Here is a 14,014-nt window from a genome sequence, read left to right on the forward strand (position 1 = left end):
AAAAACTTATCATTTTAGTTCAAACGATATTCAGAAGGTGTTTTTTTGAAGATTTTTGCGAAATTTCGATTAAATGTAGCCAAAGAATCGAAGCCAACATCAAAAGCAACATCAGAAATTCGTAGTTCTTTATTCTTTAAAAGCTCAGCAGCTTTTTCCACTTTTTTCTTTAAAATATATTGTTTTGGACTATCATTAAAAACTTCTTTAAACTTTCTTTTAAAAGAAGAAGTACTTAAATGACAAAGAGTAGCCAATTCATCAATAGATAAATTAGCATATAAATTATGTTGAATTGTAGATTTAAATGCAACTTCATTCGGTTTGAAAATTGCAGCTAAAAAATCAAGTTGCGAAGGAATATCTTGTGATTTTGTAATTAATAAAACAAATTCTTTCAACTTTGTTTTAATCATACTATCATCAGCAAGTTCAGGATTATCTAATAAAATATCAATGCTTGCACGATAGTTTTCTAATAATTTGTCTACTTGAATTTGTTTTAAATTATAATCTAAAGTATAATTAGAAGAAGCCAAATCGAATTCAAAAATATCTTTAATTAGAGAAGGATAAAGAAAAATTCCAACAGATTCAATTTCATTATCACATTGGTTTTTTCGTCCATCAACTGGTTCAAAGAAATAATTCAAACATTTGGCTAAAACTCCTTGATTTTTATTTAAAGTCATTAAATGTTCTTGAGAACGAATAGCTACTTCTCCTTTATTTACAAACATGAAACATGCTTCATCTTCCACATAATGTTTCAATGTTCTGTTGAAATAAGGCATCGAAAGTTTGATAAAAACTACTCGATCTTTGTATGTAATTATTTGTTCTCTAAATTCCATTTTACAAATTTAAAATTATTTGAAAAAGATTAAAAATTCTAGATTTTATCTATTTTTTGCTCCAGTTCTTCTAAATCAATTTCTTCTTTTTGATATTGAATTTCTAATAAAAGAATAGTCTCTAAATTTAGTAGTAATTCTTGATGAATCTTTACATGTTTATAATCAGAAGTTTTTTTTAAATTAAAAAGAATATTATAAATATTACTCAAACTTTCTTCTGAAACATTTTTTGTAATTAAATCATTTGAAAGATTTACTTCAAATAAATCTGGATATGGAATCGGATTTTTATCTCTTAATTCTTTAAGTCTTTCTTGAACCTTAATAGAGTCATTTTTAATAGTATTTCTTTGTTGATTTAGCTTTTCATTCAAACTTGAAGTGTAATCAGAAGTTTCTTTTATGATATAAATAGAAGATTGTAAAAGTTTGACAGTATCTTCTTTTTCTTTCTTTAAACTTTCCGAATTTGTAAGTGTAATTGCAAGCCAAACTCCTATAAGTGTGGCGATTATAGTTGAGATAAATGAAATAACTTCACTTTTCTTTCCTTTTTTTTGAATGACAAAAAGGAATAAAAAACTTAAGATAAATAATAGAATTAAAATAAATGTATGCTTCATGTGTACTAATTGGAAGTTGTTTTTCTTTTTTCTACGAATATAGATATTTTGTTAGATAAAATGAAAAACTACCCTATAGTGTAGTGTTTTACTGGGGAAACTGCAATAGATTTGTATCAGGATTCTAGGAGATATGGGAGAATTTACTAGATAAAAGGTTAAGATAAGCAGTGATTTGAAATTACGTAAGTTATTTTGGATCACTCTTTCTTTTTGATATAAACCCCATTTTACCATAGGATTTACTTATTGCAATTTTCTTTATCTTCAAAATTAATTTTTTTGAGGCAACTATTTAGAAGCCAATGCGTCTTTCTTTTAAGATGTGTTGGTTTCTTTTTTAAATCAAGTTTAAGTTAAGAATTATTTTCAAATTATGACAATAAATTTTAAATAAAGAAATTAGTGCTTTTATGAACAAGAAATAATTTATACAATCGAAAAAGTTTAAAATGAAAAGAAAATTACTATTAAATATCCTCTTTATGCTAAGTGGATTTTTACTTTTTGCACAAAACACTATATCAGGTAAAATCGTTGATGCCTCCGAATTACCTTTATCTTATGCAAATGTTCTATTACATAATTCAGAAGATTCTAAAAGTATAAAAGGAACTACTTCTGATGATGAAGGAAATTATATTTTTAAAAATATTCCGAACGGAAAATATCATATTGAAGTTTCAATGATTGGATTTAAAAATCATACTTCGGAAACTTTTCAAATTACAGGAAATTCAAAATCGATGCATTTTACTTTAGAAGAAGAAATGCAAATGCTAGGCGAAACCGAGATAAATACTCGTCCAGTAATTAAACAAACTGCTGAAAAATTAATTGTAGACATTGAAAAATCTGTTATGGTAAATTCCAATTTACAAGATGTTGTAAAAAAAGTTCCTGGAATTATCGCTACAAATGGAAAAATAAGTTATGGAGGACAACAAGGTATTACGATTTTAATTAATGGAAAGACAACAAATTATATTGATACAGAAACACTTTTAAGAGATTTTCCAGCAGATAATATTGCGAGAGTTGAATTAATTCAACAACCAGGTTCGGAATATGATGCTGAAGGTTCTGGACCGATTTTAAATATTATTTTAAAGAAAAATGTGGTTTTAGGGACACATGGAAATATAAAAGCAAATACAGGTTATGATAATGAAATAGAATATGGAACAAGTGCTTCTATTTCGAGCTATAAAAATAAATTAAATTGGCAAGCGAGCGCTTCTTATAGAAAATCTGCTTGGCGAGAAGATTTAACAATCCGTAGAAGAGTTTCGCCGCAAGATGGACAAACTTCTCCAACGCTTTTTGATCAGTTTACTGAATCGCCATTTCATCCTGTTTCATATCGTTTTACAGGTGGAATGGATTATTATGTGAGTGAAAATCATAATTTCGGAATAAGTGGAAGAAGAATTCAAGTAAAATCTGATAGAACAGATGAAAATCGAACATTAATCACAGAAAATAGTTTTTTAAATGCTCTTTATACAGAAAATGATTTTGAGAAAAAGAGAATTATTTACAATATAAATCCATATTATGAATTTGATAATGAGAAAAATAAATTAGTAGTTGATTTTAATTATGTGAACTATAATAATGAAAATATGAATACGCTTTTTTCTGTTGGAAATAGTACCGTTCCATATGATAATCAACGCTATTTTCAAGATGGAAAATATGATATTCAGACGTATAAAGCAGATTATAAAAGAAAGATTAACGATGAATCAAATTGGATGTTTGGTGTGAAATATTCTATGGTCGAAACAGATTCTGATTTAAAATCATTTTTAGAAAATGGAAATGAAGATTATGTTTTTCAACCAAATCAAAGTAATCGATTTATTGTTGATGAAGATATTTTTGCAGTTTATGCGAAAGTAAATTGGAAATGGGAAAAATGGAATTTTTCTGGTGGACTTCGTTGGGAAGACAGCAAAACAAGCGGAACTTCTAAAAGTACCAATGAAACAAGAATTCGAAATATTTCAAAAATTTTTCCTAGCGCAAGTTTAAGTAGAAATTTTACAAAAGTTCTTGGTGCAAGTTTTTCTTATAGTTATAGAATTCAAAGACCTTCTTATGATTCTCTAAATTCATTTGTTTATTATTATGATCCGTATGCTTTTGAAGAAGGAAATCCGAATTTAAAACCATCTTTTACAAACAGTTTTCAGTTCAATTTAACTTATGAAAGTCAACCATTTTTTAGTGTTAGTTATCGAACTACAAAAGATGCACTTTTTCAGTTAATTACCCAAAATGATGAAACAGCTCAAATTTCAAGGTCGATGATTAACTTAGAAGAAAGAGAAAATTGGAATTTTAGACTTTTTGCTCCTGTGAATTTTGTAAAAAGTTTAGATGGATATTCTGGATTTATTGTGAATTATAATCGTTATATGTCAGATAGATTAATGCCAACTTTAGATATTGATAAATGGTCTTTAACTTGGTATACAAGTGTTGAATATAAATTGCCTTGGGACATTCAATCTGAATTTTCGATGTATTATAACACAGGAAGTTTAGAAGGACAATTGGATGTTGATTGGGTAGCAAATATGGATTTTGCTTTGAGTAAAACATTTATCGATGGAAAATTAAAAGCAAATCTTGGAATTTCTGATATTTTAAATAGAAAAGTTTTTGGAACAATTCGATATGATAATATTGATGGAGATATCGTTAGTGATTGGTCAAGACAGAAGTTGTATTTTCAATTGACTTATAAATTTGGTTCAAGATTTAATAAGAAAAAAGAAAGAAAAAATTCCTCACAAGAAGAACAAAATAGAATTAATAGTAATAATTAAAATAGAAATCCCAAGAAAAGTTCTTGGGATTTTTTTATTCTTTTACAAGTAAATTATATTCGTTTTCTAAATCTTCAAAATATACTTTAAAACAATTATAATTTATTAATGAATAATAATCAGGTTTACTGAACTTTGACATTGCATCCTTCAAAATTTCTTTCGCTTTTTCTGTGTTTCCTAAAGCTTTATGAGAAAGAGCAGCATAATAATAATTTCCATATTTATTAGGTAAAATTGCCATCTGTTTCTCAATTGCATTTATTGCATTTTCAAATTCACCATTTTTATAATAAAGCATTCCAAGAACGTAATAATCTAAGTTTCCAATATCAGAAGTATCTTCATAACTATCGACATATTTTTTCATTACATCAAGTCCTTTCTTATTTTGATTAAGTTTTGCATAAGACATTGCTAACAATAATCGCATATCCATATCTCCACCTGATGTATAAATATATGGAAATGCATTTGGCAAAGCATAATATCTTTCTAAATCTTCAACACACATTTTATAATTTCCAAGTGCGAAAAACCAATAAGCTCTATAATCCAAATTATCTCTAGGATTCGCTTCTACAGCTTTGTTTAGGATTTCCATTCCTTCAAGAATAAACCCTCTTTTTAAAAAAGGAACAGATTTTTCTTTTAAAGCAAAGTCATTTTTAGGGTTTAAAAGAATCGCTTTGTCCAAAAGCATTTGTGATTTTTTGCTTCCTTGCTCGTAAGTTAGAGCTTCATTTGTGATTTCACATGATTTTCTTTCGTCGCTATTTTCAGGATAAATTAAACAATTTACTTGCGCATTTATAAAAGAAAAAGTAAAAAAAAATGCGAATAAAATTACTTGTTTCATGATAAGATTAGTTTTCCGTTATTGAAGTTTAAGATGATATAACAATAACCATCTGGATTTGTTTCTGAGTTTATATGTTCCCAATTTTTAAGATTTCTAACAATTGTAATAACTTGTTCTTCTAATTTTTTTGGAGAATCGATTTGTCGAAATTGATTATCTAAAATTTCCCAACGAAATCTTCCAGTTTCTCTTTTGCAATTTAAAGCCAGTCGAATTGAAAAAGTTCCAGTAAAATCTTGAAAACTTTCATCGAAAACAAATTGTTGTAGAAATTCTTTTTCAATAGCTCTTTGTCCACCAATATAACCGATTAATGAGCGTGAATGAAATACTTTTGAAGTGTCGCAAAATTTGAAATTTTGATGATCAATTTTAGGATTAAAAACGGTATCTCCAATGTGTTCAGTATATTCTTTTTGTTCTTTTTTTTGATTGCAACTTAATAGGATGAGAAGTAAAAATAGGAGGAAAGGAGTTTGTATTTTAGTCATATTTTTTAATTATTAAAATTTAAATTTCGAGAAAATTTTATGAATTACTCTTGTTTCATTTGTGACAATTTTTGCACTACCATGAATTTCGTTATTTATTTTCAAAGTATCACCATTTGTTGTGATTAAATGATTTAAAAGTTTGAATGTTATAAAGTATTTTGAATTCTGATTTGGTATTGATGAAATAGTTTCAATTTCCCCTTTGATAGTTCCGTGATTTGATAAATTATATCCTAAAGGAGTAATATTCACTTTTTGTCCTATTTTAAGTTTGTGATAATAGTTTTCAGAAATTTCACTAAAACATTTTAAATTATCTTTATTTGGAACAATAGAAAATATAAGTTCATTTTCATTAATATCTTCATTTTTTTTCCAGTTTTTAGTAAAATAGATGATGCCGTTTTCTCTACTTTTTATGATATATTTTCCTTCCCAAATCTGAATTTTATTTTTTAAAGAGTTTAATTCAAGTTCTAATTTTTGTTGTTGATTTTTAGATGATTTTTGGGAAAAAGTAGCAAAAGATTTTAAGAATTTTTCTAAACTAATAGAAAGTTCCCCTACATTTAGAGGTAATAGATTTTTAGCAGTTTTTGTATAATTTTTTTTATCTAAAGAAATGGAGTTTAAATAATTTTTTAAAAATAAAACATCTATAGAATTTGCTGTGTTTTTTAAAGTTGCAAGAATAGATTTTTCTCTTACAAATTGACCTTCATTTACAAAAACTGAATCGATTATTGCATTTTGTGAAGCATAGATTTTTTGATTAGGAATTGAAATAGTTGTTTGAACTGAAATTGTATCAGGATATTTTATAAAATAAGTTATAGTGTAAAAAACAATGATAAAAACAAGTAGAATTTTATATCCAATTGTATAAATTGCTTTCGGAGGTGTAGAAAGAATATTTTTAACTTCTGAACTATATAAGTCGATTTCATTTTCAATATTTTCCATACTAATTTCCTAATTCTAATTGATTTTTAACTAATTCATAATAGCGATTTCTTCTTTGAGTTAATTCCTCATGTGTACCTTCTTCTACAATTTCACCATCTTCTAGAACAATGATTTTATCTGCGTTTTTCACTGTACTTAAACGATGTGCAATAACAACCGAAGTTCTATTTTGCATAAAATCATTTAAGTTTTTCATGATGATTTTTTCATTATTTGCATCTAAAGCACTTGTTGCTTCATCAAAAAAGACAAATTCCGGGTTTTTATAAACAGCCCTAGCAATCATAATTCTTTGAACTTGACCACCGCTTAATTGTAAACCAGAATTTCCAATAGAAGTATTATATCTATTAGGAAGTTTATCAATAAATTCACCACTATTTGAAATGCGAATTGCTTTTTTTAGTTTTTCAATATCCACTTTTTCAGATTGTTCAGATTCTGCAATATTTCCAAGAATTGAATCATCAAAAATGAAAGAATCTTGAAGTACAGCTCCACTTTTACTTCTCCAAAAATTGTTATTGATTTTAGATAAATCATCTGTACCTACTTGAATATTTCCTTTTGTTGGCTCACAAAATTTTAAAAGTAATTTTAATAAAGTTGTTTTTCCACTTCCGCTTGCTCCAACAATTGCAGTAATTTTACCATCAGGAAATACACAATTGATATTTTTTAAAACATAAGGAGTTGTATTTCCTCCATATCTAAAAGATAAATTTGAAATAACGATATCTCGATTTTCTGATAAATGAAGTTGTTTTTCAATTTTCTTATTGTCTTCATCTTGTTTATTATGCACTTGTAAAAGTCGTTCGATGCTTAATTTTGCATCTTGCCAAATTTGTACAAATCCAATAAAATCATTCAGAGGAACATTTAATTGTCCAACAATATATTGGATAGAAAGCATCATACCTAAAGTAATATCTCCTTTTACTACAGCAGTTGCAGATAAAAATGTAATAAGAATATTTTTTAGCTCATTAATAAAGCCAGAACCTATAGATTGGTAATGTGAAAGGTATAAAGAACTAATAGATGTTTTAAATAATTTTGTTTGAATTTGTTCCCATTTCCATCTATTTTTTCTTTGAGAATTATTAATTTTTATTTCATGAACTCCATCGATTATTTGTACCAAAGCTGTTTGGCTTTGCGACATTTCATCGAATCTTTTAAAATCTAATTCAGCTCGTTTTTTTAAGAAAAATAAAGCCCAAGTAACATAGCAAATTGCGCCAATTAAAAAGACAATAAAGATTTGAAAATTATAATACGCTAAAACAAAACTAAAAGTCAAAAACAATAGAGATGAATATAACATATTAAAAGATGAAGAAGATATAAAGTTTTGAATTCTTCTATGATCTGCGATTCTTTGAAGATGTTCTCCAGTATTTCTTGTTTCAAAATAAGAAACAGGTAAGTTTAAAATTTTATAGAGAAAATCAGAAATCATTTTAATATTCAATCTACTTGTAACATGAAGAACTAACCATTCTCGGAAAATTTGTAAAGAAGTTTGAGAAATGAATAGAATTAATTGCGCAAATAGAATGTAATATATAAAAGAAAGGTTTTGATTTGCAATTCCAACATCAACAATAGATTGTAATAGAAAAGGTAACGTAAATTGAATTATCGTTCCTAAAATTAAACCAATAAAGAGCTGGCGAATAATTTTTTTATATGGTTTAATATATGGAAGAATAAAATTTAAACTTGTTTTTTTCTTAGATTCTTCCTCTATTTTGTAAAATTCAGCATTTGGTTCAAGTGCTAAAACATAGCCAGTTTTATCTTGTAAACTCGTCCATTTTTCAATAAATTCATCGTGAGTATATTCTACAAGATTTTTCGCAGGATCTGCAACAAATATTTTCTCTTTTGTTGTTTCATAAACAATCACAAAATGATTTTGTTCCCAAGGAACAATACAAGGTAATGGAATTTCTTCAATCAAACTTTGAAATGAAACTCGCATTCCCAAAGTTCTCATTTCTATCTGTTCAGCTGCATCTGCAATTCCACCTAAGGTAACACCAATTTTAGTGATTCCAGCTTTTTCTCTTAAAAATTCTCGTGATAAAGTTTTGCCATAATGTTTGGCAATCATTCTTAAACAAGTTGGTCCACAATCTCTATAATCCAATTGTTTGAAAAATGGAAATTTCTTTTTCATAAATGCTAAATCGTATCTTTTACATAGTTATTTTGATATTTAAATTCTCCAAAAGAAGTTCTGTGATGAAAATTAGTGAAATTATAATTCGATAAAATAGAATTATTTTTATTTGTTACATAAAACGCTTTAATAATTGAAAAAACAGTAGATTCTTTTGCTGATTTTTCAAGAACTTCTGTTGAAATATTTTTTTCTAAAATAGATTGAAATGTTTCAAAATCAGAATTTGCTTTTTTTAGATAGAAAGCAATTTTCAAGTTCAAAAATTCTTTTTCTTCAGTGCTTATTTCGAGATTTGATAAAGAATCTAATAAATAAAAAGCTGAAACTGTATTACAGAATAAATTTAAAAACAAAGTGTAAAAATTTCTTGGATCCTCTGTTGTAATTAATTCTGAAATATTTGTTCGAATATTTTTTTCAAAAATTTCTTTATCTCCATGAAAAAGAGTAGTAAATAATAAACTACTTGAAGTAAAAATGACATCCGATAGAATTTCAGAAAATGTATTTTTTCCATTTACATGAAGAAAAATTGCTCCATTTGCATTAATCGAACTAAAAGATTTTCCATTTCTGTCTTCTTGATTTATTTGGAAGAAAATAAAAGTTCGTAACACCTTTTCGATTTCATTGTAAAATTCTTCAGAATTCTTTTTGATAAAATGAACAACTTTTTCTAAAGTATTATAATTCTTTTTAAACAAATCCTTCTCAAGCGAAATATTTTCCGTTTGAATTTGAATTCCAGAAGTTACAATATGCACAATATTTTTATAAAGAGGAATCTCTTCAGAAATTACTTCCAGATTTGTATCTTTTATAAAAGTTAAAGGTTTTGAATTATTTTCAGAAAAATAACCTTGATTTGGAATATATGCTGTTTTATTCTTATCTAGTAATCCTTCATAATTAAAATCATCAGATTTTAAATATCCTTGATATAGTTCTATTAACAAATTTTCAGGAAAGAAAGTATCTGTTTGCGCTTTATTAAAATAAGCAAGAAAAATAGGATTTAAGAAAATAGCATCATTTTCAAAATCAATTTGCTGTAAAACAGATGGATTTTCTTTATAAGTTAAAATTCGAACGATATTCGCCATTTCAACTTGTTTTTCATTTAAAAAATCAGATAATTTTTTCATAGAAAGTTAATTTAAAAATACAAAAGCAGAAAGGTATAATTACCTTTCTGCTAATCTTATAAATGATTTGAATTAAGCCATTCCTTTTGGTCCTTCTGGAGAAGGATCAGCTGCAGCCATTGGGTGACAGTTGTTTCCATGACAGCTGTTGAATCCACCTTTTCCTCTAGTTCCACCAGCGATAGTGTTTAATAATTCGTCTGAAGCGATAGTATCTGCTTTTTTTACTAAATCGTCAAATGATAATTTTTTCATAATAATAATTAATTTTTTGAATTTAAGCTTACTCTGTTGCAAAGGTTTTTCAGCTTCCCCCTATGTGTACACAATTTCTTTATATCAATTTTTAACTGCCGGAAATTCATTAATCTCACTGAATTTCTCATAGCTAAAGTTGTAATCTTGGTTGTTATATGTAAATGTATTTGTCAATTCTCCCCATTTTTCAAACATTTTTAAATACATTCCTTTAATCATTTTAATGAAATCTATTCCTAATGGAGTATACATGTTTTCTTCTCCTTCAAAATGTGCTGTTACTTTATGTAAAACTTGTAAATCAGCATAACATTTTCTTATGTAGAAACCGATTCTTCCAACTGCTTCTTCATATTTTTCATCTTTAAATACATTATTTTCGATACAATTATCTAAACATAAAAATGTCGTATAATAAGTATAAAGTGCATTGATTAAAACATTAATATCTCGATGATCTGGCTCTTTAATAATATCTTCAACTCTTTCATCTTGATTGATTTTGTAAAAAGCTTTTGGATTAAAAGCTAAATTATTAAAGATGGAATGTCCTGTTTGATGAGCAATGTCATCAATAAAGAAAACTTCATTATATCCTTCTTGATAGATATTAAAAAACACAGTTCCTAATGCATTTGCAGGAGAAAAAGAATTAGAATTTTCAGGATTTGTTTTGAATAAATAAATGTATTTACAACACTTTTCAATTAGTTCAAAATGTTCTGAACTATATTCTTTTATCAATTGAATTGCTTCATTTAAATAAGAAATATTTTTATTGTACAAATCGTCATCCCATCTTTGATCTTCTTCTGGAATGTCGAAAATCACTTTAAAAACAGGTGAAACACATCGTAAAACTTCAATAGAAGAATTTTTACATTTTGTGATTTCTAAAAATTGTGTTTCTTCTCCTTTTTTAAAATATCCTACATTCGGTATAAAAGCGATATTATCTGCCGTATAAATTAAATCGATTTCTGGCTTTTGAACTTCTTTAAAATATCCTTGTAAAATTTCATTTAATATTTTTTCTTCTTCTTGCTCTGAATAAGTATTTATTGTTTTATGTCTTAAAAAAGCAAATAATAAAGGTTCATTAAAAGCATCATCATTGTCGAAATCTAATTTCTCTAAAATACTTGGATAGTTTTTGTAAAGAAATAACTTGATTGTATTTATCTTATTAATAATCTCATCATTAATAATCTCTTGTGTTACAACATTTTTATTTTCCATAATATTTTTTGATTTCTTAATTTGAAATTCGATTTCGTTCGTCTGTATTTCCTGTTCTTTGCCTTTTTACTCTAATTTTATTATTTCCAAATTTATAGCTCAAAGAAATCTGAAAATATTGATTGTCATAATAATATCTTCCTCTTTGATGAATATTATTCACTGTTGATTCTGTTCGTTGCACTGCTCCTCTAAAAACATCATTTGCTCTTACAGCTAAACTTAAATTCTTATTCAACATTAAATATCTTAGAGAAAGAGACAATGAATTTGAAGATTTTTGCTCAGAAATTCCATCGACTCCAGGAAAATCTAACCAGAAATTAATTCCTCCATAAAATGTTCTACTTTTGTTCAAATAAAAAGTATTGTATGTTGAAAAACTTGCATTAAATCCTTTTTCATCCGTATGAGGTTGTTCTAAATCAAAACTACTGATGCTGTAATTCACATCGAAACTATTATAACTTCTCCACCATTTTAAAGGATAAAAACTATACGTTTCTACAAGTCCAAAACGATCTCTATCAATATAATTTCGATTTGTAACTCTTACAAAATTATCGGAAGCACTTGGAAGTGAAATCTGTCCAAAAACATTGCTTTCATAACTGTAATAAAACTTACTTTCTAATTTTTTATAATTGTATGTAAACTCAATATTATCGTTGTATGATGGTGTTAAAAATGCATTTCCTTCAATCACAATAAATGGATTTACATAATTTTCATTCGGGTTTAATTCTGTAAAATTCGGTCTTTGAATTCTTCGATTATAATTCAAACTAAAAGAAGAATTATCCGAACTATTATACATTAAATAAAATGTCGGAAAATATTTAATGTAATCTCTTTTCAAATCAAACATCAGATTTTTAGAGGTTGATGTTGTTTGTGTTGCTTCCATTCTAAGTCCAACTTTTGCACTCAATTTTTCACTTAAATCTTTTGTTAAGGAGAAATAAAGCGCTTCAATATTTTCTTCATAAGTATAATCACTACTGCTTAAAACATAATCTTCCACAGGAGAATCTACTAAATCACTATTGAAAAAATCAAAGTTGTTTTTCGTATCCGAAAGAGAAACTTTTCCTCCAAAGTTTAACATGGCAAATTTCGTTGGAAATTCCACATCCACTTTTGAAGAGAAATTCTGAACTTCTTGAATATTATTATTTATTCCCTTGAAATATTTAATATTACTTTGCTCAAAATTTGTTTGTTCTCCTTCATAAAAAGATCTTTCATCATTCTGAAAATCGAAATAGTCAAAATCAATATATAATTTTCGATTTGAAGAATCCAAAACAAAAGTATTATTGATATTTACTGCATGTAAATTCGATTTTGGTTTAATTTTTCCGTTAGATTTTAAAGATCTTGCTAAATCTTCAGAAACATAATCTGTAACATTTGTAATCGGTGAATCGATAAAAGCTCTATCATTATTCGAATAAAGGTATTGTGCCCCCAAATCCCATTTCGAATTGAATTTATAGTTTAAATCTAAACGCCCATTAATGCTTTCAAAATCTGTTGTAAACGGTGATGCTGTATGCCATAAACCATCTGGAAAATAGGTGTAATCGTCTTGTTCTTGATAATATTTTCCGTTGCTATAACTTAAAGATGATGATAAACTGAACTTATTTTTGTTATAATTAAAACTTCCTCCAACAGCTTCTGTATCATATTTTCGCTGACGATAATATGTCCAAAATTGACTATTCCAAGAGTTTTCTTTTGCTTTTTTAGTAATAATATTTAAAATTCCACTATTTCCTTCTGCATCATATCTTGCAGGAGGTGAAGTGATTACTTCAATACTTTTAATATCTTCTGAGGAAAGGGAAGTAAGAAAATTATTCAGTTCTTCTCCAGCCAATCTTATGATTTTTCCATTAACCATAACTTGTAAACCACTTTTTCCCATCATTGTAATTCGATCTCCTCTAACTCGTAATCCAGGTGTGATTTTTAATAAATCAAGTGCATCTCCCTCCGAAGAATTAATAGAATTTTCAACATTAAAAACCAATCGATCTACTTTTCGTACAAATGTTTTCTTTTTTGCTTGAATTTTGATTTCATTTAATTGATTTTCAGATATATTTAGTTTAATATTCTCAATATGAATATCTTTTTCCAATGAAATTTTTTGACTCCATTCTGTATAACCTACATAGCTAATATGTAAATTATGCATTTCCGTTTTTTTAGGTAATTTCATTTGAAAATATCCTTTTTCATCTGTAATTGTTCCTCCAATAATATTGTTTTGTGTATCAGAAATGACAACATTTACAAATTCTAAAGGCAAATCATTCGAAGCATCTTTCACATAACCACTTGTATTAATTTGGCTATAACTCGTGAAAAAAACGAATAGAAATAAAAGAGATAAATTAAACTGATTCATTTTATTTTTATACATACCAATTCCTAAGTTTTTACACTTAAAAAATGAAAATTAATATTCTAAAATTTTGGGTTTTTAAATAGGATGAATATAAAATTCGTAGCAATTAAAAAGTTATCT

11 protein-coding genes are annotated in these 14,014 nt (G+C 26.7%); 1 reads left to right on the forward strand and 10 read right to left on the reverse strand.

Going from position 1 to position 14,014, the window contains the following annotated elements; genetic code table 11:
• Positions 1–14: 14 nt before the first annotated feature.
• Both I1A51_RS14705 and I1A51_RS14710 read right to left on the reverse strand, forming a co-directional pair.
• Positions 15–854, reverse strand: coding sequence for a helix-turn-helix domain-containing protein (locus I1A51_RS14705; protein ID WP_196895226.1), 840 nt, complete (start codon positions 852–854; stop codon positions 15–17).
• A 38-nt stretch (positions 855–892) separates the two neighbouring features.
• Positions 893–1,480, reverse strand: coding sequence for a hypothetical protein (locus I1A51_RS14710; protein WP_196895228.1), 588 nt, complete (start codon positions 1,478–1,480; stop codon positions 893–895).
• Between the two features lie 452 nt (positions 1,481–1,932).
• On the opposite strand from I1A51_RS14710, the gene I1A51_RS14715 reads away from it, so the two are divergent.
• A complete protein-coding gene (locus I1A51_RS14715; protein WP_196895230.1) occupies positions 1,933–4,317 on the forward strand; it encodes an outer membrane beta-barrel protein in 2,385 nt (794 codons plus the stop codon).
• A 34-nt stretch (positions 4,318–4,351) separates the two neighbouring features.
• Here I1A51_RS14715 and I1A51_RS14720 read toward each other — a convergent pair whose 3' ends face one another.
• The 8 genes from I1A51_RS14720 to I1A51_RS14755 all read right to left on the reverse strand — a co-directional run bounded on the left by I1A51_RS14720 (position 4,352) and on the right by I1A51_RS14755 (position 13,894).
• Complete coding sequence (locus tag I1A51_RS14720) at positions 4,352–5,176, reverse strand: tetratricopeptide repeat protein (protein WP_196895232.1); 825 nt, start codon at positions 5,174–5,176, stop codon at positions 4,352–4,354.
• Positions 5,173–5,670 (reverse strand): hypothetical protein, encoded by a 498-nt coding sequence (locus tag I1A51_RS14725; protein ID WP_196895234.1) that lies wholly within the window; start codon positions 5,668–5,670, stop codon positions 5,173–5,175. Before I1A51_RS14725 ends, I1A51_RS14720 begins: the two co-directional genes overlap by 4 nt.
• 12 nt (positions 5,671–5,682) lie before the next feature.
• Complete coding sequence (locus I1A51_RS14730; RefSeq protein ID WP_196895236.1) at positions 5,683–6,636, reverse strand: HlyD family efflux transporter periplasmic adaptor subunit; 954 nt, start codon at positions 6,634–6,636, stop codon at positions 5,683–5,685.
• Between the two features lies 1 nt (position 6,637).
• A complete protein-coding gene (locus I1A51_RS14735) occupies positions 6,638–8,827 on the reverse strand; it encodes a peptidase domain-containing ABC transporter (RefSeq protein ID WP_196895237.1) in 2,190 nt (729 codons plus the stop codon).
• Positions 8,828–8,832: 5 nt separating this feature from the next.
• On the reverse strand, positions 8,833–9,978 hold the full coding sequence (locus I1A51_RS14740) for a hypothetical protein (protein WP_196895239.1): 1,146 nt from the start codon (positions 9,976–9,978) through the stop codon (positions 8,833–8,835).
• Positions 9,979–10,050: 72 nt separating this feature from the next.
• A complete protein-coding gene (locus I1A51_RS14745) occupies positions 10,051–10,233 on the reverse strand; it encodes a hypothetical protein (protein WP_196895241.1) in 183 nt (60 codons plus the stop codon).
• Positions 10,234–10,317: 84 nt separating this feature from the next.
• Positions 10,318–11,475 (reverse strand): hypothetical protein, encoded by a 1,158-nt coding sequence (locus tag I1A51_RS14750; RefSeq protein WP_196895243.1) that lies wholly within the window; start codon positions 11,473–11,475, stop codon positions 10,318–10,320.
• Positions 11,476–11,491: 16 nt separating this feature from the next.
• The gene (locus I1A51_RS14755; protein WP_196895245.1) at positions 11,492–13,894 is read right to left on the reverse strand and encodes a TonB-dependent receptor domain-containing protein; all 2,403 of its coding nucleotides are present in this window, start codon (positions 13,892–13,894) and stop codon (positions 11,492–11,494) included.
• Between the last annotated feature and the right edge of the window lie 120 nt (positions 13,895–14,014).

Origin of the sequence: Aureivirga marina (assembly GCF_015767265.1) — a bacterium.
GTDB lineage: Bacteria > Bacteroidota > Bacteroidia > Flavobacteriales > Flavobacteriaceae > Aureivirga > Aureivirga marina.

Bases quoted from the DNA above. Each gene is read 5' to 3' on its own strand.
- I1A51_RS14705 (WP_196895226.1), bottom strand. From the start codon at position 854: ATGGAATTTAGAGAACAAATAATTACATACAAAGATCGAGTAGTTTTT.
- I1A51_RS14755 (WP_196895245.1), bottom strand. From the start codon at position 13,894: ATGAATCAGTTTAATTTATCTCTTTTATTTCTATTCGTTTTTTTCACG.
- I1A51_RS14730 (WP_196895236.1), bottom strand. From the start codon at position 6,636: ATGGAAAATATTGAAAATGAAATCGACTTATATAGTTCAGAAGTTAAA.
- I1A51_RS14720 (WP_196895232.1), bottom strand. From the start codon at position 5,176: ATGAAACAAGTAATTTTATTCGCATTTTTTTTTACTTTTTCTTTTATA.
- I1A51_RS14725 (WP_196895234.1), bottom strand. From the start codon at position 5,670: ATGACTAAAATACAAACTCCTTTCCTCCTATTTTTACTTCTCATCCTA.
- I1A51_RS14710 (WP_196895228.1), bottom strand. From the start codon at position 1,480: ATGAAGCATACATTTATTTTAATTCTATTATTTATCTTAAGTTTTTTA.
- I1A51_RS14745 (WP_196895241.1), bottom strand. From the start codon at position 10,233: ATGAAAAAATTATCATTTGACGATTTAGTAAAAAAAGCAGATACTATC.
- I1A51_RS14740 (WP_196895239.1), bottom strand. From the start codon at position 9,978: ATGAAAAAATTATCTGATTTTTTAAATGAAAAACAAGTTGAAATGGCG.
- I1A51_RS14715 (WP_196895230.1), top strand. From the start codon at position 1,933: ATGAAAAGAAAATTACTATTAAATATCCTCTTTATGCTAAGTGGATTT.
- I1A51_RS14735 (WP_196895237.1), bottom strand. From the start codon at position 8,827: ATGAAAAAGAAATTTCCATTTTTCAAACAATTGGATTATAGAGATTGT.
- I1A51_RS14750 (WP_196895243.1), bottom strand. From the start codon at position 11,475: ATGGAAAATAAAAATGTTGTAACACAAGAGATTATTAATGATGAGATT.